This is a genomic window from Streptomyces sp. NBC_00490 (assembly GCF_036013645.1).
Lineage (GTDB): Bacteria > Actinomycetota > Actinomycetes > Streptomycetales > Streptomycetaceae > Streptomyces > Streptomyces canus_F.
The window spans coordinates 1,803,263-1,827,254 of sequence record NZ_CP107869.1 but is presented as its reverse complement, the minus strand read 5'-3'; the positions used below and the strand labels follow the sequence as shown (position 1 = coordinate 1,827,254).

22 protein-coding genes are annotated in these 23,992 nt (G+C 71.2%); 14 read left to right on the top strand and 8 right to left on the bottom strand.

All coding sequences use genetic code 11. From position 1 onward, the window contains the following. Positions 1-76 precede the first annotated feature (76 nt). The gene (locus OG381_RS08165; protein ID WP_327715444.1) at positions 77-1,072 is read left to right on the top strand and encodes a LacI family DNA-binding transcriptional regulator; all 996 of its coding nucleotides are present in this window, start codon (positions 77-79) and stop codon (positions 1,070-1,072) included. A 20-nt stretch (positions 1,073-1,092) separates the two neighbouring features. Here the strand turns inward: OG381_RS08165 and OG381_RS08160 are convergent, their stop codons facing one another. Then, positions 1,093-1,506, bottom strand: a complete 414-nt coding sequence (locus tag OG381_RS08160; protein ID WP_327715443.1) for a VOC family protein — start codon at positions 1,504-1,506, stop codon at positions 1,093-1,095. Between the two features lie 182 nt (positions 1,507-1,688). On the opposite strand from OG381_RS08160, the gene OG381_RS08155 reads away from it, so the two are divergent. After that, a complete protein-coding gene (locus OG381_RS08155; protein ID WP_327715442.1) occupies positions 1,689-3,167 on the top strand; it encodes a glutamate--cysteine ligase in 1,479 nt (492 codons plus the stop codon). Positions 3,168-3,173: 6 nt separating this feature from the next. Here the strand turns inward: OG381_RS08155 and OG381_RS08150 are convergent, their stop codons facing one another. Beyond that, a complete protein-coding gene (locus tag OG381_RS08150) occupies positions 3,174-4,274 on the bottom strand; it encodes a Gfo/Idh/MocA family protein (RefSeq protein ID WP_327715441.1) in 1,101 nt (366 codons plus the stop codon). Beyond that, the gene (locus OG381_RS08145; protein ID WP_327715440.1) at positions 4,244-4,954 is read right to left on the bottom strand and encodes a ThuA domain-containing protein; all 711 of its coding nucleotides are present in this window, start codon (positions 4,952-4,954) and stop codon (positions 4,244-4,246) included. The genes OG381_RS08150 and OG381_RS08145 overlap by 31 nt, the downstream gene beginning before the upstream one ends. A 208-nt stretch (positions 4,955-5,162) precedes the next feature. Here OG381_RS08145 and OG381_RS08140 point away from each other — a divergent pair, with 208 nt between their 5' ends. Continuing rightward, positions 5,163-7,343, top strand: coding sequence for an RICIN domain-containing protein (locus OG381_RS08140; RefSeq protein WP_327715439.1), 2,181 nt, complete (start codon positions 5,163-5,165; stop codon positions 7,341-7,343). Between the two features lie 39 nt (positions 7,344-7,382). Further along, on the top strand, positions 7,383-8,147 hold the full coding sequence (locus OG381_RS08135; protein WP_327715438.1) for a class E sortase: 765 nt from the start codon (positions 7,383-7,385) through the stop codon (positions 8,145-8,147). On the opposite strand, the gene OG381_RS08130 is transcribed toward OG381_RS08135, so the two are convergent. Beyond that, positions 8,059-9,756, bottom strand: a complete 1,698-nt coding sequence (locus tag OG381_RS08130) for a sigma-54-dependent Fis family transcriptional regulator (protein WP_327715437.1) — start codon at positions 9,754-9,756, stop codon at positions 8,059-8,061. The two genes, OG381_RS08135 and OG381_RS08130, sit on opposite strands and share 89 nt — an antisense overlap. A gap of 150 nt (positions 9,757-9,906) precedes the next feature. Between OG381_RS08130 and OG381_RS08125 the strand changes: the two genes are divergently transcribed. The 10 genes from OG381_RS08125 to OG381_RS08080 all read left to right on the top strand — a co-directional run bounded on the left by OG381_RS08125 (position 9,907) and on the right by OG381_RS08080 (position 20,537). After that, positions 9,907-11,664 carry an FAD-dependent oxidoreductase gene (locus OG381_RS08125; protein ID WP_327715436.1) on the top strand — a complete coding sequence of 586 codons (1,758 nt, stop codon included), beginning with the start codon at positions 9,907-9,909 and terminating at the stop codon, positions 11,662-11,664. After that, a complete protein-coding gene (locus tag OG381_RS08120; protein ID WP_327715435.1) occupies positions 11,664-12,515 on the top strand; it encodes an intradiol ring-cleavage dioxygenase in 852 nt (283 codons plus the stop codon). Before OG381_RS08125 ends, OG381_RS08120 begins: the two co-directional genes overlap by 1 nt. 26 nt (positions 12,516-12,541) lie before the next feature. After that, on the top strand, positions 12,542-13,582 hold the full coding sequence (locus tag OG381_RS08115; RefSeq protein ID WP_327722420.1) for a maleylacetate reductase: 1,041 nt from the start codon (positions 12,542-12,544) through the stop codon (positions 13,580-13,582). 26 nt (positions 13,583-13,608) lie between these two features. Further along, complete coding sequence (locus OG381_RS08110) at positions 13,609-14,520, top strand: YceI family protein (protein ID WP_327715434.1); 912 nt, start codon at positions 13,609-13,611, stop codon at positions 14,518-14,520. 74 nt (positions 14,521-14,594) lie between these two features. After that, on the top strand, positions 14,595-15,494 hold the full coding sequence (locus OG381_RS08105) for an SCO3242 family prenyltransferase (protein ID WP_327715433.1): 900 nt from the start codon (positions 14,595-14,597) through the stop codon (positions 15,492-15,494). After that, positions 15,491-16,351 carry a sugar phosphate isomerase/epimerase family protein gene (locus OG381_RS08100; RefSeq protein WP_327715432.1) on the top strand — a complete coding sequence of 287 codons (861 nt, stop codon included), beginning with the start codon at positions 15,491-15,493 and terminating at the stop codon, positions 16,349-16,351. The genes OG381_RS08105 and OG381_RS08100 overlap by 4 nt, the downstream gene beginning before the upstream one ends. Before the next feature lie 50 nt (positions 16,352-16,401). Further along, a complete protein-coding gene (locus OG381_RS08095; RefSeq protein ID WP_327715431.1) occupies positions 16,402-17,118 on the top strand; it encodes an EboA domain-containing protein in 717 nt (238 codons plus the stop codon). After that, positions 17,118-17,972: a TatD family hydrolase gene (locus tag OG381_RS08090; protein ID WP_327722419.1), complete on the top strand. Its 855-nt coding sequence runs from the start codon at positions 17,118-17,120 to the stop codon at positions 17,970-17,972. Before OG381_RS08095 ends, OG381_RS08090 begins: the two co-directional genes overlap by 1 nt. 7 nt (positions 17,973-17,979) lie before the next feature. After that, entirely contained in the window at positions 17,980-19,164 is a 1,185-nt protein-coding gene (gene eboE, locus OG381_RS08085; RefSeq protein ID WP_327715430.1) for a metabolite traffic protein EboE, read from the top strand. Then, positions 19,161-20,537 (top strand): alkaline phosphatase family protein, encoded by a 1,377-nt coding sequence (locus tag OG381_RS08080; protein WP_327715429.1) that lies wholly within the window; start codon positions 19,161-19,163, stop codon positions 20,535-20,537. Before eboE ends, OG381_RS08080 begins: the two co-directional genes overlap by 4 nt. A gap of 86 nt (positions 20,538-20,623) precedes the next feature. Here OG381_RS08080 and OG381_RS08075 read toward each other — a convergent pair whose 3' ends face one another. From OG381_RS08075 to OG381_RS08060, 4 genes are all read right to left on the bottom strand, one after another. Then, on the bottom strand, positions 20,624-21,415 hold the full coding sequence (locus OG381_RS08075; protein WP_327715428.1) for an ABC transporter permease: 792 nt from the start codon (positions 21,413-21,415) through the stop codon (positions 20,624-20,626). Beyond that, positions 21,412-22,404 carry an ATP-binding cassette domain-containing protein gene (locus tag OG381_RS08070; RefSeq protein ID WP_327715427.1) on the bottom strand — a complete coding sequence of 331 codons (993 nt, stop codon included), beginning with the start codon at positions 22,402-22,404 and terminating at the stop codon, positions 21,412-21,414. Before OG381_RS08070 ends, OG381_RS08075 begins: the two co-directional genes overlap by 4 nt. 85 nt (positions 22,405-22,489) lie before the next feature. Beyond that, positions 22,490-23,332 (bottom strand): DUF4097 family beta strand repeat-containing protein, encoded by an 843-nt coding sequence (locus OG381_RS08065; RefSeq protein ID WP_327715426.1) that lies wholly within the window; start codon positions 23,330-23,332, stop codon positions 22,490-22,492. A 94-nt stretch (positions 23,333-23,426) separates the two neighbouring features. Then, the gene (locus tag OG381_RS08060; RefSeq protein WP_327715425.1) at positions 23,427-23,939 is read right to left on the bottom strand and encodes a toxin-antitoxin system HicB family antitoxin; all 513 of its coding nucleotides are present in this window, start codon (positions 23,937-23,939) and stop codon (positions 23,427-23,429) included. Positions 23,940-23,992: the final 53 nt, after the last annotated feature.

Below are 23,992 nucleotides of genomic sequence, written 5' to 3'. Positions count from 1 at the left end.
CCCGGGAGCCCACTAGGGTGGGCGCCGTCGGAGGGTGGGTTCACAGGTGGATGCATCGGGCAGGCAGCGGCCCACGATGGCGGACGTCGCCGAGAAGGCGGGCGTCTCCCGGGCGCTGGTCTCGATCGTGTTCCGCAACCAGCCGGGGGCGAGCGAGGAGACCCGGCAGCGGGTGCTACGGGTGGCCGACGAGATCGGCTACCGGCCGGACAGTGCGGCCCGGTTGCTGGCCCGGGGGCGCAGTCGCACCATCGGCGTGATGTTCACCGTGCGCCAGACCTTCCAGACGGATCTCATCGAGGGGATCTACCCGGAGGCGGAACGGCTCGGCTACGACGTGCTGCTCTCCGCCACCGCCCAGGGCCGCAGCGAGGAGAAGGCCGTCGAGGCGCTGCTCGGCCACCGCTGCGAGGCGCTGATCCTGCTGGGCCCCGACGCCGAGCCCGCCTATCTCGACGAGCTCGGACAGCGGGTGGCCACCGTCTCGGTGAGCCGCAGGGTGCCGCGGGCCCGTGTGGACTTCGTGCACAGCGCGGAGGGCAAGGGCGTACGGCAGGCCATGGATCACCTGGTGGAGCAGGGGCACCGGCGGATCGTGCACATCGACGGCGGCCGTGGTCCCGGGTCGGCCGACCGGCGCCGTTCCTATCGGGCGGCGATGCGCCGCCACGGGCTGGAGGCGCAGGCGCGGGTCGTCCCGGGTGAGCACACCGAGCAGGCCGGCATCGAGGCCGGACGGCTGCTGGTGGCGGAGCGCGACCAGGGCCTGCCGCTGCCGACGGCGGTCCTCGCGGGCAACGACCGGTGTGCCATGGGCCTGTTGATGGCGCTGACACGGGCCGGCGTGGAGGTTCCGCGGGACATGTCCGTCGTCGGCTATGACGACAGCCACCTCTCCCATCTCATGCCGATCGGGCTGACGACCGTACGCCAGGACGCCGTGCTGATGGCGGAGCACGCGGTGCGGTTCGCCGTGGAGCGCCTGGAGCGCCCGGAGCTGGAGCCGCGGGAGGCGGTGCTGGATCCCAAGCTGGTGATCAGGGGGACCAGCGGGCCCGCCCCACGGGCGTAGGGCGGGCGGACCGGTCTCGCTCAGCCCTGCGGCACGGTGATGTTGACCATCCACGGGATGCCGAAGCGGTCCGTGCACATGCCGAACACATCGCCCCACATCTGCTTGTCGAGCGGCACGGCCACCGAACCGCCGGCCGAGAGCTTCTCCCAGTAGCCGCGCAGCTCCGCGTCGTCGTCCCCGCTGAGGCTCACCGAGAAGTTGCTGCCGGGGGTGTGTTCCATGCCGGGCGGGGAGTCGGCGCCCATGAGGGTGAAGCCGCTCGGGGTCTCCAGCATGCCGTGCATGATCTTGTCTGCCTCGGGGGAGTCCGGCTGACCGAAAGCGCCGTAGGTGTTGAGCGCGAGCGTGCCGCCGAAGACCTCCTTGTAGAACTCCAGCGCCTGACGGGCGTCTCCGTCGAAGCTGATGTAGGGATTGAGTCGCGAGCCCATGAAACCCTCCGGAACGGGGTGAGGAGTCAGTAGTCCGGAGGCTAGCCCTGGGCACTGACAACGGCATTCCGGGCGGGCGGGCCGGGCCCCTGTGGTGTGCTCTCGCTCCTGGACTGTCCCGGGCGCGTCCGAAGTGCGACGCTGGGACGAGACACATGCGCCGAGGGGACTCGGAGGGCACGATGGGACGAGATGTGCCGGCCCTGGTGTTCACGCGGGAGGACCGCCGTCGCTACCGGGACAAGATGCACACCTGCCTCGATGTGCTGGCGCAGATGCTGCGCGAGTCGGGGTTCGAGAGCGAGCGTCCGCAGGTCGGGCTGGAGATCGAGCTCAACCTGGTGGACGACGACGGGCTGCCGGCGATGCGGAACACCGAGGTGCTCCAGGCCATCGCCGACCCGGCCTGGTCGAGCGAGCTGGGGCGCTTCAACCTGGAGATCAACATCCCGCCCCGTGAGCTGACGGCCGGCGGCCCCGGCGCCTGGGAGCAGGCGATCCGCGACGCGCTCAACCACGCCGAGGAACGTGCCTCGGCCGTGGGCGCGCATCTGATCATGATCGGCATCCTGCCCACCCTGGGCGAGGCGGACGTCGGCGAGCACGCCCTGTCCGGTGATCCGCGCTACCGGCTGCTCAACGAGCAGATCTTCGCGGCACGGGGCGAGGACCTGCGGATCACGGTGGACGGAGTGGAACGCCTGGCGATGTACGCCGACGCCATCACGCCCGAGGCCGCCTGCACCAGCACCCAGTTCCATCTGCAGGTCGCGCCGAAGGAGTTCGCGGACTACTGGAACGCGGCCCAGGCCGTCGCGGGCGTACAGATCGCCCTGGCGGCGAACTCGCCGTACCTCTTCGGCCGGGAGCTGTGGCGCGAGACCCGTATCCCGCTGTTCGAGCAGGCCACCGACACCCGCCCGCAGGAGATCAAGGCGCAGGGCGTGCGGCCCCGGGTGTGGTTCGGTGAGCGCTGGATCACCAGCGTCTTCGACCTCTTCGAGGAGAACGTGCGCTACTTCCCGGCGCTCCTGCCGGTGTGCGACGAGGAGGACCCGCAGGCGGCGCTGAACGGCGGCGGAGTGCCGGAGCTGGGGGAACTGACGCTGCACAACGGCACGATCTACCGCTGGAACCGCCCCATCTACGCCGTCACCGACAGCGGACCGCATCTGCGCATCGAGAACCGGGTGCTGCCCGCCGGACCCACCGTGGCCGACATCATCGCCAACGGAGCCTTCTACTACGGCCTGACCCGCGCGCTGGTCGACGAGGACCGGCCGGTGTGGACGCGGATGTCCTTCTCGGTCGCCGAGGAGAACCTCCACGCGGGGGCCCGCGACGGCATCGACGCCCGCCTGTACTGGCCCGGTGTCGGCGAAGTCCCGGTCACGGAACTGGTGTTGCGCAGGCTGCTGCCCCTGGCCCACCGGGGCCTGGAGCTGGCCGGTATGGACGCGGAGTGGCGCGAACCGCTGCTCGGCATCATCGAGCAGCGCTGCGTCAGCGCCCGCAACGGCGCCGTGTGGCAGGTGGAGACGGTCCACCAGATGGAGAAGGAGGGCATCCACGACCGCCAGGAGGCGCTGCGGCGGATGACCTCGTCCTACATGGACTACATGCATCTCAACGCGGCGGCGCACACCTGGCCCGTGGACTGAGAGCGGTCAGCCCCGCCATTCCCGGGCGGGCGTCAGTGGGACGGGGGCGGGCGGCCGCGTCGACGTCGTCAGCTCGATGCGCCGGCCCTCGGCCGACGAGCGGAGCAGTGCGGTCATCGTCTCCAGTACGTGCAGGGCGAGTTCACCGCCGGCGCGGGGCGCCCGGTGTTCGTCGGCGGCGATGAAGTCCAGCAGTCCGATGCCCCGGGAGCCGTCGACGTAGCCCGCCGACCGCGGGAGGGTGCGCCACTGGGTGCCGCCGAGTTCGAAGAGACGGACCTCGCCGTCGAAGTGGTTCGGGTCCGGCACCGTGAGGGTCCCGGTCTCGCCGTGGACCTCGATCGGCGCGGCGGTCGTGGTCACGCCGTCGAAGCTGGTCGTGATCGTCGTCAGCGTCCCGTCGGTGTGTTCGAGCACTCCGGAGACATGGCTGTCGACCTCGACCGGTATCCGCTCGCCCGCGCGGGGGCCGGAGGAGATGACGCGCTCGGTGCGCAGCCGGCTGGACGCCCCGGTCACGGCCCGCACCGGGCCCAGGAGATGGACCAGGGAGGCGAGATAGTACGGGCCCATGTCCAGGAGGGGGCCGCCTCCGGTGGTGTAGTAGAAGTCCGGGTGGGGATGCCAGCGTTCGTGCCCCGGGGTGATCATCACGGCCGAGGCGAACAGGGGGCGTCCGATGCTCCCCGCCGCGACGGCCGCCCGGGCCGTCTGGATTCCGGTGCCCAGGACGGTGTCGGGTGCGCACGCCACTCCGACGCCCGCTTTCGCGGCTGCCTCCAACACGGCGTGGGCGTCGGGGAGTTCGGCGGCCAGCGGCTTCTCCCCGTAGACATGCTTGCCGTTCGCGATTGCGCCGAGGGCGATCTCGGCGTGGGCCGCGGGGACGGTGAGGTTCAGGACCGTGTCCACGTCCGGGCTGCTCAGCAACTCACTGACGGTCAGCGCCCGGACGCCGGGGAACTCGGCGGCGACCGCGGCCGAGCGGGCGGCGTCCAGGTCGGCGACCGCGGTGACACGGACGGCGGGAAGACCGACGAGCGTGTCCAGGTAGGCGCGGGAGATGACGCCGAGACCTACGACGCCGATGCGGTGCGCGTCGCCCACAGCATTCCCCTCTCGATGACGGTACGGACGTTGGGGTTCTCCAGCACGTCGAGGCTGTGCCCCGGCGTCGTCACGACGATCCGCCCGGCGCCCCACTGCCGGGTCCAGACCGCCGGTGCGGTGACCGGACGGTGCCAGGGCTGCCAGGGCCGGGCCGGATGGGTGGTGGTGGCCAGTACGTCGATGAGGTCGTCGTGGAGCACCCAGTACTGCTCGGTGGTCAGCTCGAAGTCCTCGATGCCCGCGGTGACGGGGTGTTCGCGGCCGAGTTCGGTGAGGGTGACGGTGTGCGGCAGGAAGTTGTCCGACTCGTCCCCCCGGCGCTCGCACGGCTCCTTGCCGGGGTGGGTCGCGAACTGGCCGCCCACCAGGTGCAGATAGTCGGAGGAGGCGCGGAAGGAGTCGGCGATGCCGCCGTGCCAGCCGGTGAAGCCGGTGCCGGCCACGACCGCCGCGCTCAGGCCCGCCAGTTGCTCGGCGGTGATCTCCGACATCGTGACGCACTGCACGACGAGGTCGGTGTCGGCCAACTCGTCGGTGTCTGCGTAGACGTCGGTCGACTCCTCGACTCGAACGGCGTACCCGTTGCTTCGCAGGAAGGGCACGAACAGCTCCGTGGCCTCGACCGGCCGGTGCCCCTCCCATCCGCCTCGGACCACCAGGGCCTTCTTCTGCGTCATCTCGATCCTTTGCCCAGCCGGTGAACAGCGCCTTCACTATGCGCCAAGCGCCCGCCCCCACGAAAGAGTTGCCGGGTTTCGCGAAACTTTCGGCGGGTGGGCGCCGGGAGAGGTGCTGGTCTGTACCAAACCCTTGACATGTCCATACCTCACTTCTTAAATCACGCAGTGAACTAAGTCGCCGCCCCCACCAGAAGCGGATGTAGCCATGCTTCGACGACTTCCCCGACCATCCGTCGCCCTGACGGCCACGGCCGTCATCGCCTCGACGCTCACCGTCCTGCAGCCCACCGAGGCGGCCGCCGCCCCGCCGACCGGCTGGTCCACGGTGGTGAACGGCGGCAGCGGCAAGTGCCTGGACGCCCGGTCGGCCGCGACCGTGAACGGCACCGCCGTGCAGCAGTACACCTGCAACAACAGCACCGCCCAGCAGTGGAGTTTCACGCCGACCAGCGACGGCTACGTACGGATCAACAACCGCAACGACGCCGCGCAGGTCGTGGACGTCAGCGACGTGTCCACGGCCGACAACGCGGCCGTGCACCTGTGGACGTACGGCGGCGGCAACAACCAGCAGTGGCAGCCCGTCGACGAGGGCGGCGGCGTGTACCACTTCGTCAACCGCAACAGCGGCAAGTGCCTGGACGTCCCCGCCGCTTCGACGGCCGACAGCGTCCAACTGGTGCAGTACACCTGCAATGGCACGGCCGCACAGCGCTTCCAGGTCGCACCCGTGAGCACCGCGCCCGGGGACGTCGACCTCGGCCCGAACGTCGTCGTCTTCGACCCGTCGATGCCGTCGGCCACCATCCAGAACCGGCTGAACCAGATCTTCCAGCAGCAGGAGACGAACCAGTTCGGCTCCCAGCGCTACGCGGTCATGTTCAAGCCCGGCACCTACAGCAACGACGTCAACGTCGGCTTCTACACCCAGGTCCTGGGTCTGGGTCAGTCGCCCGACTCGGTCACGATCAACGGCGCCGTGCATGTGGAGGCCGACTGGTTCCCACCGCAGAACGCCACCCAGAACTTCTGGCGCGGCGCCGAGAACCTCTCGGTCAACCCCACCGGCGGCACGGACCGTTGGGCGGTCTCGCAGGCCTCCGGCTACCGGCGTATGCATGTCCGCGGCAACCTGGAGCTGAGCGACGGCGGCTGGTCCAGCGGTGGCTTCATGGCCGACAGCAAGATCGACGGCCAGGTCCGCTCCGGCACCCAGCAGCAGTGGCTGACCCGTAACTCCCAGCTCGGCAGCTGGACCGGCGCCAACTGGAACATGGTCTTCGTCGGCAGCCAGGGAGTCCCCGGCAACAGCTTCCCCAACCCGCCCTACACCACGGTGAACCAGACCCCCACGGTCAGGGAGAAGCCCTTCCTGTACGTCGACGCGGCGGGCGCCTACAAGGTGTTCGTCCCCTCCGTACGCACCAACTCCTCGGCCACCACCTGGGCGAACGGCAACGCCGCGGGCACCTCGCTCGGCATCGACCAGTTCTACGTCGTGAAGCCGGGCGCGAGTGCCGCACAGATCAACGCCGCGCTGGCCGAGGGCAAGAACCTCCTGGTCACCCCCGGCGTCTACCACCTGAACCAGACCCTGCGGGTGACCCGCCCCGACACCGTCGTCCTCGGGCTCGGCCTCGCCACGTTCATCCCCGACAACGGCATCACGGCCATGACGGTCGCCGACGTCGACGGAGTGAAGCTCGCGGGCGTCCTCTTCGACGCCGGTACCACCACGTCGCAGACCCTCGTCGAAGTCGGCCCGTCCGGCGCCGCCGCCGACCACTCGGCGAACCCCACCTCACTGCACGACGTGTACTTCCGCGTCGGCGGCGCGGCCGTGGGCAAGGCGACCACCAGCCTCGTCGTCAACAGCGACGACGTCATCGGCGACCACATGTGGATCTGGCGCGGCGACCACGGCAGCGGCATCGGCTGGAACACCAACACGGCGGACACCGGGCTGGTGGTCAACGGCGACGACGTGACGATGTACGGCCTGTTCGTCGAGCACTACCAGAAGCACCAGACCGTCTGGAACGGCAACGGCGGCCGCACGTACTTCTACCAGAACGAGATGCCCTACGACCCGCCCAACCAGGCCGCCTGGATGAACGGCTCCACCCAGGGCTACGCCGCCTACAAGGTCGCGAACTCGGTCACCAGCCACCAGGCCTACGGACTCGGCAGCTACTGCTACTTCAACGTCAACCCGAGCGTCACCGCGGAGCACGCCTTCGAGGTGCCCAACAACCCCAACGTGCGCTTCCAGAACATGGTGACCGTCTCCCTCGGCGGCACCGGCACCATCCGGCACGTCATCAACGACCGGGGAGGCCCCTCCAACTCCTCGACCAACGTGGCGAACCTGGTGAGCTACCCGTGAGGGGAACGCCGGTTCCGGGCCGTTCGTTCACCCTGCGAGATGCCTGCGTCCCGAGCTCGTAGCGCCCTCCTCCCCGGTACCGTCATCGCCCTGCTCCTCGGCTGCTCCGGCGGCGGGGGAGCGGGCGGTGAGCCCGCGGCGGACCGGGGAGCGGCACCACCTGCGACCGGCCCGGCGCCGTCCACCCCGGCCTCGGCACCCGCGACCCCTCCGACGCCCCGACCCGCATCACTCACCATCGCGGCGATCGGTGTCGAGAACCTGCGGGTCATTCCGTACGAGGGCACGACGGACGACACGGCGGGTACGAGGATCCAGAACCGCGGCCTCGCCGCCGGCCCCTACGGCGAACAAGGCGGCGTCGGCCCCGGCGAGATCGGCAACTACCTCGTCACGGCCCACCGCCTCTCCAGCGGCGGCCCCCTGCGCAGGCTCCCCGACCTCGACGAAGGCGACTCGGTCCTGGTGAGCTCGGGCGGAACGGTCTACGAGTACGAGATCACCGGCACCAGGACCACCTCCTTCCGCTCCGCACGCTCCCTCGCCGAACAGCGGGCGGCGGTCCCGGGGTTCCCCGGCAGACGCCCGACCCAAGCCATGATCACGATCTCCACCTGCCTGACCCTGGAGGACAACGCGGCCGGCAACTACTGGCGCGACGACCACGGGAACCCGGAACACCGCGTCGACAAGATCGGCGTACTGTCGGCGCGCGTCAGCCCCGATAACCCCGCAGCTTCCGGTACAGGGTCGCCCTGCCGATCCCCAGGGCCGCCGCCGTCCGGGCCTTGTTGCCGCCGTTGAGGTGGAGGGCCTCCAGGATGGCGGCGCGCTCGGCGCGTTCCATCGGCGTGAGGGGGCGGGGTGCGGGTCCTTCGCGTACGGGGTCGGGGAGTTCGGTACGCCGGACCGGCCCCGTCGAGCGGCGGCCCTCGGTCAAGGCCCGTACCAGGTGGGCGAGTTCGGTGATGTTCCCGGGCCACGGGTGCCGTTCCAGTGCGCGTAGCGCGTCCAGGGTCCAGGTGAGCGGGGGCTGCCCCGGTGTCGGCCCGGGGGTCAAGGACGTCAGCAACTCCCTGATGTCGTCCGGACGTTCACGTAGCGCGGGGAGGGTGACCGAGCGGGCCGCCAGCGTGTCCAGCAGCCGTTGGAGGCACGGGCCCGGCGCCGCTTCGGGGGTGTAGGTCACGAGCAGAGGCATGCCGGGATGCGTATCGAGGAGCGAGTTGAGGGTCGCGGTGTCGGGAGGGGCGAGACGCTCCACGTGGCGGATGAGGAGCGGGCGGCCCTTCACCAACTCGCCGAACTCGGCGCCGAGTTCACCTTCGGCCGCGTCCACGGTCACCGGGTCGGTGACCAGCTCCCGGGCGAGCGAGGTCTTTCCGGTGCCGCGCTCGCCGGTGATCAGCAGCGGTTCCGGCGACGCGGCCAACTCCACCGCACGACCGACGGCATGCCGCCAGGGCAGCGAACGTCCGGCCAGGCCGACGGCGGTCCGGGAGGTCGCCGACATGATCGTGTGCCCGACCGGCTCCAGCACGGCGACCGCTCCGGCGACCGAGCCCTGGTGGGGGACGAGGGTGACGGTGGCGGCATGTCCAGGACCGTCGGACAGACGTATCCGCGTCTGTGTCCCCTCCCGTACCAGTGCGACCACTCTGCGCTCCAGCGCGTCCAGTCCCTCCGGCGTCAGCAGCTGTCCCGCCGCCTCGCTGACGAACCGGTTGCGGCCGTCGAGGGCGACCACCGCACGCCCCTGCTGTCCGGCGGCCCGCAGATACGCGTCCAGCAGCACCCGCTCCGCCGCCCGGGACCGCGACAGGAGTTCCGCCTCCACGGCGATCACCGCGGCCTCGGCGACCGGCGCGCCCGGATGCGGGCCGCACTCGGCGCACAGCCCGCAGGACACGGTCACCGTGCCCAGCAGCCGGCCGGTCTCCGGCTCCCGCACCGGCACGCTGACCCCGGAGACGTCCTGCCACAGATCGAGGAAGTGTTCGGGCCCATGCACCTCGGCCCGGCGGCGGGTGTGCAGGGCGAGGGCCGCGCTGTTGTGGCCGACCGCCTGCTCGGAGAGATCGTGGTGAGGGTGGTCGGGGGTGAGGCCGGTGGCCCAGAGGACCCGCAGCCGGTCGTCGGTGAGGACGAGCGTGGTCTGCCCGCTGTCGAGCGTGGGGGCGATGCGCTCCAGCACGGGCCGGGCAGCCGTCAGCAAAGGCGACTCGGCCGGTGAAACGGTGGGGGCCGATTCCCGTATGTCGTGTCGGACACCGAAGAACCGGGCACGCTTCCACGCGGCGACGACGTCTTCCGGTACCCCGTCCGGCAGCTGGTGCCCGCGCAGGAACAGCTCGCGGGCCCTGCGCAGCGAGGCGAGGGCGGGGCGGGCGGTGGGGCGCTCTGCGGTGGTCACGGCACGGCTCACCCTACCGGGAACGGTTGAACAGGCAACAATCCCGGCCCGCTCCGGCACCCTGTCTCGAATTGATACACCCGCGCTCCCGCATCCCCGTACATGATCTTGAACAGTCGGTGCCTGTTCTCATTCCCTGGAGCGTCCCCCGTGCAGACCGTCGAGCCCGATGTCGTGACCGACGTACTCATCGTCGGCAGTGGTCCCGCGGGCGGCGCCGCCGCGCTCGCCCTGAGCACCTACGGCGTACCCAACATCGTCGTCACCCGTTACGCGAGCCTCGCCGACACGCCCAGGGCGCACATCACCAACCAGCGCACCATGGAGGTGCTGCGCGACCTCGGTGTCGAGGACGAGGTCGTGGCGAAGGCCACCCCGCAGCACCTGATGGGCAACACGACCTTCTGCACCAGCCTCGCCGGCGAGGAACTCGGCCGGGTCCGCTCCTGGGGCAACGACCCGCTCGTCCAGGCGGCGCACGAGCTCGCCAGCCCCACCCGTATGTGCGACCTGCCCCAGCACCTCATGGAGCCGGTGCTCATCGACGCGGCGGTCTCGCGCGGGACGAACCTGCGCTTCAGTACCGTCTACAAGTCCTTCGTCCAGGACGCCTTCGGTGTCACGGTCACCGTCGAGGACCGGTTGCGCGGCGACGAGTACACCATCCGCGCCAAGTACCTGATCGGCGCCGACGGCGGCCGCTCGCAGGTCGCCGAGGACGCCGGGCTGCCGATGGGCGGCCAGATGGGCGTGGCCGGCAGCATCAACATCGTCTTCGACGCCGACCTGTCGAAGTACACCGCCCACCGCCCCTCCACCCTGTACTGGGTGCTCGCCCCGGGTGCCACCGTGGGTGGCATCGGCGCGGGGCTCGTGCGCTGTGTGCGGCCCTGGAACGAGTGGCTGATCGTGTGGGGCTACGACGTCGACGCGGGCGCCCCCGACCTGACCACCGAGTACGCCGAGTCCGTCGTACGCAAGCTGGTCGGCGACGACGACATCCCGGTGACGATCAAGTCGTCCTCCGCCTGGACCGTCAACGAGATGTACGCCGAGACCTACTCCGAGGGCCGGGTCTTCTGCGCCGGTGACGCCACACACCGCCACCCGCCGTCCAACGGCCTGGGCTCCAACACCTCTGTCCAGGACTCCTACAACCTGGCCTGGAAGCTCAAGCTCGTCCTCGACGGCACCGCCTCCCCGAAGCTGCTCGACACCTACACCGCCGAACGCGCCCCGATCGGCCGGCAGATCGTCACCCGCGCCAACAAGTCCATCGGCGAGACCGCCCCCGTCTTCGAGGCGCTCGACGGACTCTCCCCGCAGACCCCCGAGCAGCTGTGGGCCAACATCGCCGCCCGCAAGGAGGACACCGAGGCCGCCGAGAAGCAGCGGGCGAGGCTGCGGGAGGCGATCGCGTTCAAGACGTACGAGTTCAACGCGCACGGCGTCGACCTCAACCAGCGCTACACCTCCACCGCGATCGTCCCCGACGGCACCGACGACCCCGGCTTCGACCGCGACCCCGAACTGCACCACCAGCCCACCTCCCGCCCGGGCGCCAAACTCCCGCACGCCTGGATCACCTCCGGCGCCCGCACTCTCTCCACCCTCGACACCGTCGGACAGGGCCGGTTCACCCTGGTCACCGGCATCGGCGGCGGCGACTGGGTGCGGGCGGCCGGGGCCCAGGACCTGGACATCGCCACCGTCGTCATCGGACCCGGCCAGGAGTACGAGGACCCGTACGGCGACTGGGCGCGGCTGAGCGAGATCGCCGACGCGGGAGCACTCCTCGTACGGCCGGACGGGTACGTCGCCTTCCGGCACGCGACGGCGGCCGCCTCCGCCGCGGATGCCGAGCGCGTACTCACCGACGCCGTGCGGCGCGTCCTCGGGCACGTCTGATGGGCGCCGAACTCACCGACGCCGTGGTCGACAGCTTCGACGGCACCACGGACCCCCGGCTGCGCGCACTGCTCGCCGCCCTCACCCGCCATCTGCACGCCTTCGTCCGTGAGACCGAGCCGACCATGGCGGAGTGGGAGCGGGCCGTCGACTTCCTGACGGCGACCGGGCAGACCTGCACGGACACCCGGCAGGAGTTCATCCTGCTGTCGGACGTGCTCGGCGTCTCGATGCTGGTGGAGACGGTCAACAGCGACGAGGGCGGTACCGAGAGCACGGTCCTGGGCCCCTTCCACATGACCGAGTCACCGGTCCGTGCCCTCGGCGCGGACATCGACCTGGTCGGCGGCGGTGAGCCGTGCGTGGTCAGCGGGCGGGTGCTGTCGGCGGACGGCACCCCGCTGCCGGGTGCGCTCCTCGACGTCTGGCAGGCCGACGGCAACGGCTTCTACGACGTCCAGCAGCCCGGCGTCCAGCCCGCCGGCAACGGGCGTGGGCTGTTCACGGCCGACGACGAGGGGCGCTTCTGGTTCCGCACCTGTGTGCCGAGCCCTTATCCGATCCCCACCGACGGCCCCGTCGGGAAGCTGCTGCGGGCCACGGGCCGGCATCCCTACCGCCCGGCCCACATCCACTTCATCGCCACGGCCGAGGGGCACGAGCCGCTCACCACGCACATCTTCGTGGCGGGCAGCGACTACCTCGACTCGGACGCGGTGTTCGCGGTCAAGCAGAGCCTCGTCCAGGACTTCGCCCGGACCGACGACCCCGCCCTGGCAAGGGAGTTCGCCGTCCCGAACCCGTTCCGGCACGCCCGCTTCGACCTCGTGCTCAAGTCGGTGGACTCGTGAAGGAGTTCGTGTACGAGGCCCAGCCGATGCGGGTCGTCCTGCGGCCCGGCGCCTCCGTGACAGCCGTCCCCGGCGAGGTCGAACGGCTCGGACTGCGGCGGGTGTTGGTGGTCAGCGGGCCGCGGGGCGCGGAGACGGCCCGGGCCGTCGCGGACGCGCTCGGCGATGCCTGTGCGGGGCTGCATGCCGAGGCCCGGATGCATGTGCCGGTCGAGACCGCCGACCGGGCCGTGGAGGAGGCGCGGGCCGCCGGAGCCGACGGCTGTGTGGCCGTGGGCGGCGGTTCCGCGATCGGGCTGGGCAAGGCGATCGCGCTCCGCACCGGACTGGCGCTGATCGCCGTGCCCTCCACGTACTCCGGCTCCGAGATGACCCCCGTCTGGGGCCTGACCGAGCACGGGGCCAAGCGCACCGGCCGCGATCCCTCGGTCCTGCCCCGCAGTGTCGTCTACGACCCCGAGCTCACCCTGTCCCTCCCGGTGAACCTCTCCGTGACCAGCGGCGTCAACGCCCTCGCGCACGCGGCCGAGGCCCTGTACGCGCCGGACGCCTCGCCGCCGGTGTCCCTGATGGCCGAGGAGGGCGTACGGGTCATGGCCGGTGCCCTGCCCGCGCTGGCCGCCGCTCCCCGGGACCTGGCCGGCCGCGGCCGGGCCCTGTACGGGGCCTGGCTCTGCGGTGCCGCGCTCGGCGCGACCACCATGGGACTGCACCACAAGCTCTGCCATGTCCTCGGCGGCACCTTCGGCCTCCCGCACGCCGAGACCCACACCGTGGTCCTGCCCTACGCCCTCGCGTACAACGCGCCCGCCGCACCCGAGGCCATGGCCGCGCTCGGCCGGGCCCTGGACACGGCCGACGTGCCGGGTGCGGTGCGGGACCTCGCCGGCGGGACCGGCGTACCGCGCTCGTTGGCCGAACTCGGACTGACCGAGGCCGATGTGGCGGTCGCGGCACGGTTGGCGGCCGAGCAGGCGTACCCCAACCCGCGGAAGGTCACCGCGGAGGGCGTGCTGGCCGTGCTGAGAGCGGCGTACGCCGGCGGCCGGCCGCGCACGGATTTCTGAACGACCAGAACGGAAAGGTGAACCCCATGCCCCTCGGACTGCTCCGGCGGCGACTGAAGAATGCCTCCGGAGGTGCCGCGGGCCTCGCACTGCCGGTCCCGGCCGGCGCGGGCGCCGTCTGCCGCGAGGTCCTCGACCCGGTGAACCAGCCGCTCGGCGGCGCCGATGTCACGGTGACCGAGCTCCGCAGCCACCAGGTCGCCGTACGCGGCACCACGGACCCGTACGGACTGTTCCTGGCCGCGCTGCCACCGGGCGGCTACAGCCTGATGATCGCGGCCGAGGGCCTGGAACCGCACCGCGAGAGCATCGACGTCGTCGCCGACGCGGGCCTGTCGTCCCAGCGCGTCTGGCTCCAGCCCGCCCGGCAGGCCGAACTCCCGGTCCCCGGCACCTGGCTCTTCGACCCGCCGCACACCGCGATCCGGTTCATCGCCAAGCACGTCGGCATGGCCCATGTGCACGGCCGGTTCGAACGGTTCGAGGGAGGTATCCAGGTCACCCAGGACATCGGTGACTCCCGTGTCCATGTGCGCATCGACGCCTCCAGCATCACCACCGGCAACAACACCCGGGACGCGCACCTGCGGTCCGCCGACTTCCTCGACGTCGAGCACTTCCCGTACATCGACTTCAGGAGCACCCGCTTCGCCTACCGGGGCGGCAGCAGGTGGTCGCTACTGGGCACGCTGACCATGCACGGCGTGAGCCGGTCGGTGTCGCTGGACACGAACTACCTCGGCATGGTCAACGGCGGTTACGGCGAAGAGCTCCGGTGCGCCGCCCTCGCCAAGGCCGAACTGCACCGGGAGGACTACACCCTCAACTGGCGTTCCATGCTGGCTCGTGGGATCGCCGTGGTCGGGCCGACCGTCCAACTGGAGCTGGACGTCCAGGCGATGTACCGCACACACGACACACCGACGCCGCCCGAGTAGGTCAAGAAAAATTCTTCACAGGGTCGAGAGTAAGAGGATGTCCAAAACTGGAGTGTTGGGCGTAGGGTCCGATCATGGACGGCCTCAAAAACCGCAATTCCTCCCCCCGCCTCGCTGATCTGGCGCAACTCGTCCGTCTGCCCGCGGCGTTGAGCGTGCCCGGTGATGTCCTGGCCGGTGCCGCCGCGGGCGCCGGGACACCGCCGCCCCGCATCCTCGGCACGATGGCCTCGTCCATCGCCCTCTACTGGGCCGGGATGGCGCTCAACGACTACGCGGACGCGACCGTCGACGCGGTGGAGCGGCCCCAACGCCCCGTGCCCTCCGGACGAGTCGAGCGCCGCACCGCGCTCGCCACCGCCTGCGGACTCACCGCCGCCGGACTCGGCCTCGCCGCCCTGACCGGCGGGCGGCGGGCGCTCGCTATGGCGCTGCCGCTGACCGGACTGGTCTGGGCGTACGATCTGGGCCTCAAGTCCACCCCGGCCGGTCCCGCCGCCATGGCGGGCGCGCGGACGCTGAACGTCCTGTCCGGAGCGCGGCCGGGACACCGGGTGGCCGCACTCCCGGCCGCCCTGCTGGTCGGCGCGCACACCTACACCGTCACGGCGCTGAGCCGTCACGAGGTGTCCGGCGCCCCGCGCGAGGTGCCCGCCGCCACGCTGGCCGGCAGCACCGCAACCGCCTTCGCCGCCGCGGCACTTCCCGGTATACGACAGCGCGGTGGGACCGCGCGGACCGGCGCGGCCGTGGGAGCGCTCGCCTACCTCGCCTCCTACGGCACCGCCCAGGCCCGCGCGGCACGCGAACCCTCCGCGACCAACGTGCGCAACGCCGTGGGCACCGGGATCATGTCGCTGATGCCTCTCCAGGCGGCGCTCACCGCGGGCGGCGGGAAGGCGGGGCTCGCCGGAGTGCTGGCCGCAGCGCATCCGCTGGCGCGCAGGCTCGCGCGGAAGGTGTCCCCGACGTGACCCCGATATCCGGGCCTTCGGACCGGCTCCGCTACGGGTTCGGCACCAACGGCTTCGCCTGCCACCGCCTCGACGACGTCCTGACCGTCCTCGCCGACCTGGGCTACGACTCCGTCGGTCTCACCCTGGACCACGGTCACCTCGACCCGTACGCCCCCGACCTGCCCCGCCAGGTCGACCGCCTGGCGCGGCGGCTGGACCAGCTCGGTCTCGCCGTCATGGTGGAGACCGGAGCGCCGTACCTCCTGGATCCGTGGCACAAGCACCACCCCACCCTGATGTCCGATGCCGATGCCGGCCGGCGCGTCGACCTGCTGGCGCGCGCGGTGCGCGTCGCGGCCGAACTCGGTGCCCCGGCCGTCCATCTGTGCAGCGGCCCGGCGCCGCGGGACATGCCCGAGGACGAGGCCTGGAAGCGGCTGGCCGGGGGCTGCGAAGAGGTCCTGGAGATCGCCGGTGAGCACGGTGTGGCCCTGGGCTTCGAGCCCGAGCCGTACATGTTCGTCGACACCGTGCAGCGCGTCCTGGACCTGCGGCGGATGCTCGGCGATCCCGACCTGTTCGGCATCACCCTGGACATCGGGCACGCCCACTGCGTGGAGGAGCTTCCGCTGCTCGACCGCGTCGCGGCGGCGGCACCGCACCTGGTGAACGTGCAGATCGAGGACATGCGGCGCGGGGTCCACGAGCACCTCGAGTTCGGCGCGGGCGAGATCGACTTCCCGCCCGTCCTGGCCGCGCTGAAGGCCTCCGGCTATCGAGGGCCGGTCTCGGTGGAGATCCAGGGCGCCTCCCTGGACGCACCCGATGTCGCCCGCCGCTCCCTGGAGTTCCTGAAGGCCGCCGAGCCGTTCTGAGGCCGCGCCCTTCCTCCGACATCAGCACATCCGAACAGGAGACCTGTGCCGTGGACCCGCACCTATCCACTGCCCTCGACCGACACCTCACCCCCGACGCGCAGCTCTGGCTGACGCAGGCCGCCACCCGCGTCGGACAGGACCCGACAGCCATACACACCCTCTTCCCGGCCGTCGGCCGACGCTGCGGGCGCGGCCCCCTCGTCCCCGGCTGGACGGTGGCCGACGCCGCCCGCGCCCGACTGCTCACGGCCCTGCCGCTGCGTGGAGCCGAGCTCGCCGAGGAGGTCACCGCCCTCCACCGGTACGGGGACGCCGCCGAACAGCGGGCGGTACTGCGTTCACTGGCCCTGATGGAGAAGAGGGACCCCTCCTTCGCCGGCCTGGGCCTGCCGCTCGTCCACACGGCCCTGCGCGGCAACGACACCGGCCTGATCGAGGCGGCCCTCGGCCCGTACGCCGCACGCCACCTGGACTATGACGGCTACCGGCACGCCGTGTTGAAGTGCGTCTTCTGCGAGATCCCCCTCGACCGGATCGCCGGCCTGGACGAGCGCGCGGACCGCGAACTCGCCCGCATGCTCGCCGACTTCGCCCACGAGCGGGTAGCCGCCGGCCGGGTGGTCCCCGCGGACGTCTGGCCGATCCTGCGCGCCCACCCCGGCACGCTGGAGGCCTCCGGGCTGCCCGCCGAGGCCGACTCACCCGTCCCCGCCCGCCGAACCGCCGCCGAACGGGCCCTCGCCGCCTTCACCGGAGCCGCATGATGCGCATCTTCGACCCCCACATCCACATGACCTCACGCACCACCGACGACTACGAGGCCATGTACGCCGCCGGCGTCCGCGCGGTCGTGGAACCCTCCTTCTGGCTCGGCCAGCCGCGCACCTCGGTGGAGAGCTTCACCGACTACTTCGACGCCCTGCTCGGCTGGGAGCCGTACCGCGCCGCGCAGTTCGGCATCCAGCACTACTGCACCATCGCCCTCAACCCGAAAGAGGCCAACGACCCGCGCTGCACCGGGGTGCTGGACCTCCTGCCGCGCTATCTGGCCAAGGACCGCGTGGTGGCCGTCGGTGAGATCGGCTACGACTCCATGACGCCCGAGGAGGACGAGGCCCTGGCCCGTCAGCTCCGACTCGCCGTCGAGCACGAGCTGCCCGTGCTGGTCCACACCCCGCACCGCGACAAGGCCGTCGGCACCCGCCGCACCCTCGACGTCGTGCGGGAGTCCGGTATCCCGCCCGAGCATGTCCTCGTCGACCACCTCAACGAACTCACCGTGGGCATGGTCGCCGACAGCGGCTGCTGGATGGGCTTCTCCATCTACCCGGACACCAAGCTGACCGAGGACCGCATGGTGCGCATCCTCCAGGAGCACGGCACCGAGCGGATGCTCGTCAACTCGGCCGCCGACTGGGGGCGCAGCGACCCGCTCAAGACCCGGAAGACCGCCGACGCGATGCTCGCCGCCGGCTTCGACGACGACACCGTCGACCAGGTCCTGTGGCGCAACCCCGTGGCCTTCTACGGGCAGAGCGGCCGACTCGACCTGGAGGACGTCAAGGCCGACGACACGGCCCTCTTCGAGGGCAACTCGATCAAACGCGGCGGAGAGTGACCCCGCCGTGCGCTTCGGACACCCCGACGGCACCACCGTCCACCTCGCCTATTGCAGCAACGTCCACCAGGCCGAGGACCTCGACGGAGTGGTGGACCAACTCGCCGCGTACGCCGAGCCCGTACGCGAGACCCTCGGCGCCGACCTGCTCGGCATCGGCCTGTGGCTGGCCCGCGACGTGGTCACCGAACTGTCCGCCGCTCCCGACGCCGTACGCCGTCTGCGCGCCGAACTGACCGCGCGCGGCCTGGAGACGGTTACCCTCAACGCCTTCCCCTACGGCGGATTCCACCGCGAGGTCGTGAAGAAGGACGTCTACCTGCCCCACTGGGCCGATCCCGCCCGGCTGCGGTACACGGTCGACTGCGCCCGGGTCCTGGCGGGTCTGCTGCCCGACGACGCCCTGCGCGGCAGCGTCTCCACTCTTCCGCTGGCCTGGCGTACACCGTGGCCGTCCGAGGCGCGGGACTCCGCGCGGCGGGCCCTCGACCAACTCGCCGGGCAGCTCGCCCGGTTGGCGCGGGAGACCGGCCGTACGATCAGGGTCGGGTTCGAGCCCGAGCCCGGATGCCTGGTGGAGAACACCGTCCAGGCCGCCCGGGAACTCGGGGGAGTGGACCCCGAGTGGCTCGGGATCTGCCTCGACACCTGCCATCTCGCCGTCCAGTTCGAGGAACCGGCCGCCGCACTGCGCCGGCTCGCCGACGCCGGGCTCCCGGTCGTCAAGGTGCAGGCGTCCAGCGCGCTCCAGGCCGACGACCCCGCCGACCCCGAGGCGCGGCGCGCCCTCGCCCGGTTCGCGGAACCCCGGTTCCTGCATCAGACACGCACCGCCCCGAACGGCACCGTCACCGGCGTGGACGACCTTCCCGAGGCACTGGCGGGCGGGCTGGACCCCGGCTCGCCCTGGCGGGTGCACTTCCACGCACCCCTGCACGCCGCGCCCGAGCCGCCGCTCAGCACCACGGCGGACGAACTCACCTCGTCTCTAGGCGTGTTGCTCGGCGGGCCGGAGGCCGTCTGCGACCACATCGAGGTCGAGACCTACACCTGGTCGGTCCTGCCCGAACACCTGCGGCCACGCGACCGTGAGGGCCTTGTCGCGGGTCTGGCCGCCGAACTCAGCTGGGCGCGCAACCGGTTCGAGGAACTCGGCCTCAAACCCCTCTCAGGAATGGAGCCCGTCTCATGACCCGCATGGTCGTCCTCGACATCGTCGGCCTCACCCCCCGCATGCTCCGCCACATGCCCGCCGTCTCGGCCCTCGCCGAACAGGGCTTCCAAGCCCGGCTCAACACCGTGCTGCCCGCCGTGACCTGCTCCGTGCAGTCCACCCTCCTCACCGGCGCGCCGCCCTCCGAGCACGGAATCGTCGGCAACGGCTGGTACTTCCGGGATCTCGGAGAGGTCCTGCTGTGGCGCCAGCACAACGCCCTCGTCGGCGGGGAGAAGATCTGGGACACCGCCCGCAAGGCGGAGCCCGGCTACAAGGTCGCCAACGTCTGCTGGTGGTACGCCATGGGCGCCGACGTCGACCTCACCGTCACCCCCCGCCCGATCTACTACTCCGACGGACGCAAGGAACCCGACTGCTACACCTGGCCGCCCGCCCTGCACGACGAACTCACCGCCAGGCTCGGCGATTTCCCCCTGTTCACCTACTGGGGCCCCAACGCCGGCCTGCCCTCCAGCCAGTGGATCCTCGCCGCCGCCCGCCAGATCTTCGACGAGCACCGCCCCGACCTGACCCTGGTCTACGTCCCGCACCTCGACTACGAGCCCCAGCGCTCCGGCCCCGGCTCCCCGCAGACCGCCCGTGAGGCCCGCCGCCTCGACGACGCCCTGCGGCCCCTGCTGGAGCACTTCCGGCGTGAGGACGCGACCGTCGTCATCCTGAGCGAGTACGGCATCGCGCCCGCCTCCCGCCCCGTCGACATCAACCGCGCCCTGCGCCGGGCCGGACTGCTCGACGTGTACACCCAGGACGGCATGGAGTACCTCGACCCCTGGACGTCCCGCGCCTTCGCCGTCGCCGACCACCAGATCGCCCACGTCTATGTCCGCGACCCGGCCGACACGGCGGCGGTGGCGAAGATCGTCGCCGAACTCCCGGGAGTGGACCAGGTGTTGGACGCCGAGGGCAAGGCGGCCCACGGCCTCGACCACGAACGCTCGGGAGAGCTGGTCGCCGTGGCGGAGTCCGACGCCTGGTTCACGTACTACTACTGGCTGGACGACGACCGCGCCCCGGACTTCGCCCGCCAGGTGGAGATCCACCGCAAGCCCGGTTACGACCCCGCCGAGCTCCTCTACGACCCCGCGGTCCCCGCCGTGAAGGCTCGCGCCATCGGCCAGGTCGCCCGCAAGAAGGCCGGCCTGCGCTACCGCATCCAGACCGTCCCGCTGGACCCCTCCGGCGTACGCGGCAGCCACGGCCGGCTGCCGCAGGACCCGCAGGACAGCCCCGTACTGCTGTGCTCGCGGCCCGACAACGCACGCGACGAGATCGACGCGACCGACGTCAAGAACCTCCTCCTGACCCTGGCCGGCATCACCACCGACTGAAGCACTGGTCCGGGGATGCCGTCGAGGGCACCGGCCGCCTGGTGCGGCCGGTGCCCTCCGGTGGGCAGTGGGGCGAGTCGTCGCCCCTACTTCGGGTCGCGGTCGAAGAGCGACTTGGACCAGAAGTAGCCGAGCGCCGTGAGGCCCAGGCACCAGGCCACGGCCAGCCAGCCGTTGTGGCCGATCTCGGTGCCGAGCAGCAGTCCGCGCAGGGTCTCGATGGCCGGGGTGAAGGGCTGGTACTCGGCGACGGGCCGGAACCAGCCCGGCATCGCGTCCACCGGGACGAAGGTGCTGGAGATCAGCGGCAGGAAGATCAGCGGCATCGCGTTGTTGCTCGCCGCCTCGGGGTTCGGGCTGGACAGGCCCATGCCGACCGCGATCCAGGTGAGCGCCAGGGCGAAGAGCGCGATCAGCCCGAGCGCGGCGATCCATTCCAGGACGGTGGCGTCGACGGAGCGGAACCCGATGGCCACCCCGACGACCCCGACGAGGATCCCGCTGGCAACGCACTGCAGCACGCTGCCGATGACGTGCCCGATCAGTACCGACCCGCGGTGGATCGCCATGGTGCGGAAGCGGGCGATGATGCCCTCGTTCATGTCCATCGAGACGGACACCGCGGTGCCGATCGTGGTGGAGCCGATGGTCATCAGCAGAATGCCGGGCACCAGATACGCGATGTACTCGGAGCGGTCCGCCCCGCCGCCCCCGATGCCGGCGCTCATCGCGTCGCCGAAGATGTAGACGAAGAGCAGCAGGAGCATGACCGGGGTGAGCAGCAGGTTCAGGGTGAGCGACGGGTAGCGGCGGGCGTGCAGGAGATTGCGGCGCAGCATCGTGGACGAGTCGCGGACGGCGAGGGACAGGGTGCTCATCGGACGGACTCCTTGGGCTTGTCGGTGTCGCCGGTGAGGGCGAAGAACACGTCGTCGAGGTCGGGGGTGTGGACCGTCAGTTCGTCGGCCTCGACGCCGGCCGCGTCCAACCAGTCGAGGAGGGAGCGCAGTTCGCGCTGGCTGCCGTCGCTGGGGATCTGCAGGGCCAGCGCCTCGTCGTCACGGGTGACCTCACGCAGCGCGTCGGCGGCGCTCCGGTAGGCGTCCGGGTCGGTGAATCGGAGCCGGACGTGCCCGCCGGGGATGAGCCGCTTGAGCTCCTCCGCGCTTCCCTCGGCGACGATCTTGCCGTCGTTCAGCACCGCGATGCGGTCGGCGAGTTGGTCGGCCTCCTCCAGGTACTGCGTGGTGAGGAAGACGGTGACCCCGTCCGTGACCAGCGCGCGGATGATCTGCCACATGGTGTGGCGGGAGCGGGGGTCGAGGCCTGTGGTCGGCTCGTCGAGGAAGATGATCCGCGGACCGCCGACGAGGGTCATGGCGATGTCGAGTCGGCGCTTCATGCCGCCGGAGTAGGTGGAGGCGGGCTTCTTCGCGGCCTCGGTGAGGTCGAACCGTTCCAGGAGTTCGGCGGCGACCCGACGTCCCTCCTGCTTCGGCAGGTGGTGCAGGTCCGCCATCAGGAGCATGTTCTCCTCGCCGGTGATCAGACCGTCGACGGCGGAGAACTGCCCGGTGACACCGATCGCGGCCCGTACCCCGTCCGGTGACACGGCGACGTCGTGGCCCGCGACCCGGGCCTGCCCGCCGTCGGCGGTGATGAGCGTGGACAGGATCTTCACGGCGGTGGTCTTGCCGGCGCCGTTCGGCCCGAGCAGCGCGAACACCGAACCGGCAGGGATGTGCAGATCGATGCCGTCGAGGACGACCTTGTCGCCGTACGACTTGCGCAGACCGATGGCGGAGACGGCGGCCGGCGACGGGTGACCGCCGTCCTGCCTGGGCGTGGGCATGACAGAAGAAGGCATGGGGCCCTCCGATCGAAGGGTGAAGGAGAAGGCGGGGAAGGAGAGCGAGGTGAGCGGCTGGTCTGACAGGCAGGGCAGGCGGCGGTCAGACCTTGGCGCGGAGGACGTCGATGTTGCCCCAGTTGGTCCGTGCGTGGACCTTGACCGTGTCCTCGGCCTGCTCCGGGGCCTCGGAGGCGGCGAGCGAGTTGCGTACCTGGCCACGGTTGGAGCTGACGTCGAGCCAGGCGGCGGTGCCCTGCCGGATCCCGATCTCGATGGGGCCGTTGGAGGTCTCCAACCGGACCTCGCCGCGGGCGACTTCGGCGACACGGAGGTGGCCGTTGGTCGTGGTGCCGGTGACCGACGCCTCGGCGCGTGCGATGTCGATGCCGCCGTTGGCGCCGTTCACCCGCAGCTCGCCGGTCACGGCCCCGACGGTCGTGGTGCCGTGTGTGTTCTTCAGGACGGCGGGTCCGTCGACGACGCCGACACGCAGGTTGCCGGAGCTGGTGGTCAACTCGGCTTCGCCCTCGACCCGGTCGACGGTGATCGAGCCGTGCGACACGTTCAGCTGGAGCGGCCCCGTGGTGTCGAGGCGGACGTCACCGGTGGAGGTCTTCACGCGGACCTCGCCGAGTCGCCCCTCGCCGAGCACCTGGATCCATGAGCCGGTCAGCTCCACGTGCGAGTCCGTGGGCAGGTCGACCGTCACGTCGACGGCGCCGCTGGGCCCGACGAGGCGGCGCTCCTTCGTCCTGATGGTCAGCACCCCGCTCGTGTACACGACCTCGGTCTGTTCGGCGGCCCGCACGTCCTTGTCCTTCTTCGGGTCGCGGGGCCGCACCTCCACGACGGTGTCGGTGCGGTCGCCCGCGGTGAGCTGGAGGGAACCGGCCCCCACGTGCGCGGTGACCGAGATCGGTTCGGAAGTGTCGAAAGAAGGCATGACTGTCCCGTCCTCTTGGGTCTTCAAGGCGTCCCCGCTGGTGGGACGTGGTGTGGGTGCGGTGTCGATGTCCTGGGGCCGGGCGCGGGTGCGGTCAGCGCACCCAGCCCGTGAAGCTCTGGCCGAGGGTCTGGGTCTTCTCCGTCGTACGCGGCCGGGTGCCGCCGTCGACCGCGGCCGACACAGCGCGCACGAGCCATGCGTTGACCGACAGGCCCTCGCGGCTCGCGGCCTCCTCGGCGCGCGTCTTGAGGTGGGCCGGCAGCCGCAGATTGATCCGGGCGGTGCCGCCCTCGTCACCGTCGGCCGGGGCCCTGAGCGGTTCGGTGGGCGCGGCCGGCTCCGCGGGGGCGCCGCCGTAGGTGGGCGGCGGTGTCACCACGAAGTCGGGGTCGAGCCCGCGCAGCCGTACGTCGACCGAGCCGGGGGCGAGATCGCGGGTGATCTCGTCCATCGCGGCGGAGAGCACGTTGAGCATGGTCAGCCGAGTCGCCGACTCCAGGGGAGCGGTCAGCCGCTCCGCCAGCTCGCGGGCTTCGTCGCCACCGGCTTCGGCGGCCACCGCGAGTTCGCGGCGGAGGCTGTCGACATACGGGGTGAGGTCCATGGCGCCATCATGGCACCACAGTGGCGCCACGTGCAAGCCATTGCGTGGCGCCA

What these genes read in the sequence shown, in the direction of transcription:
- OG381_RS08165 (WP_327715444.1), top strand. Translation starts at nt 77, where the DNA reads ATGGCGGACGTCGCCGAGAAGGCGGGCGTCTCCCGGGCGCTGGTCTCG.
- OG381_RS08160 (WP_327715443.1), bottom strand. Translation starts at nt 1,506, where the DNA reads ATGGGCTCGCGACTCAATCCCTACATCAGCTTCGACGGAGACGCCCGT.
- OG381_RS08155 (WP_327715442.1), top strand. Translation starts at nt 1,689, where the DNA reads ATGGGACGAGATGTGCCGGCCCTGGTGTTCACGCGGGAGGACCGCCGT.
- OG381_RS08145 (WP_327715440.1), bottom strand. Translation starts at nt 4,954, where the DNA reads ATGACGCAGAAGAAGGCCCTGGTGGTCCGAGGCGGATGGGAGGGGCAC.
- OG381_RS08140 (WP_327715439.1), top strand. Translation starts at nt 5,163, where the DNA reads ATGCTTCGACGACTTCCCCGACCATCCGTCGCCCTGACGGCCACGGCC.
- OG381_RS08135 (WP_327715438.1), top strand. Translation starts at nt 7,383, where the DNA reads ATGCCTGCGTCCCGAGCTCGTAGCGCCCTCCTCCCCGGTACCGTCATC.
- OG381_RS08120 (WP_327715435.1), top strand. Translation starts at nt 11,664, where the DNA reads ATGGGCGCCGAACTCACCGACGCCGTGGTCGACAGCTTCGACGGCACC.
- OG381_RS08115 (WP_327722420.1), top strand. Translation starts at nt 12,542, where the DNA reads ATGCGGGTCGTCCTGCGGCCCGGCGCCTCCGTGACAGCCGTCCCCGGC.
- OG381_RS08110 (WP_327715434.1), top strand. Translation starts at nt 13,609, where the DNA reads ATGCCCCTCGGACTGCTCCGGCGGCGACTGAAGAATGCCTCCGGAGGT.
- OG381_RS08105 (WP_327715433.1), top strand. Translation starts at nt 14,595, where the DNA reads ATGGACGGCCTCAAAAACCGCAATTCCTCCCCCCGCCTCGCTGATCTG.
- OG381_RS08090 (WP_327722419.1), top strand. Translation starts at nt 17,118, where the DNA reads ATGCGCATCTTCGACCCCCACATCCACATGACCTCACGCACCACCGAC.
- OG381_RS08080 (WP_327715429.1), top strand. Translation starts at nt 19,161, where the DNA reads ATGACCCGCATGGTCGTCCTCGACATCGTCGGCCTCACCCCCCGCATG.
- OG381_RS08075 (WP_327715428.1), bottom strand. Translation starts at nt 21,415, where the DNA reads ATGAGCACCCTGTCCCTCGCCGTCCGCGACTCGTCCACGATGCTGCGC.
- OG381_RS08070 (WP_327715427.1), bottom strand. Translation starts at nt 22,404, where the DNA reads ATGCCTTCTTCTGTCATGCCCACGCCCAGGCAGGACGGCGGTCACCCG.
- OG381_RS08065 (WP_327715426.1), bottom strand. Translation starts at nt 23,332, where the DNA reads ATGCCTTCTTTCGACACTTCCGAACCGATCTCGGTCACCGCGCACGTG.
- OG381_RS08060 (WP_327715425.1), bottom strand. Translation starts at nt 23,939, where the DNA reads ATGGACCTCACCCCGTATGTCGACAGCCTCCGCCGCGAACTCGCGGTG.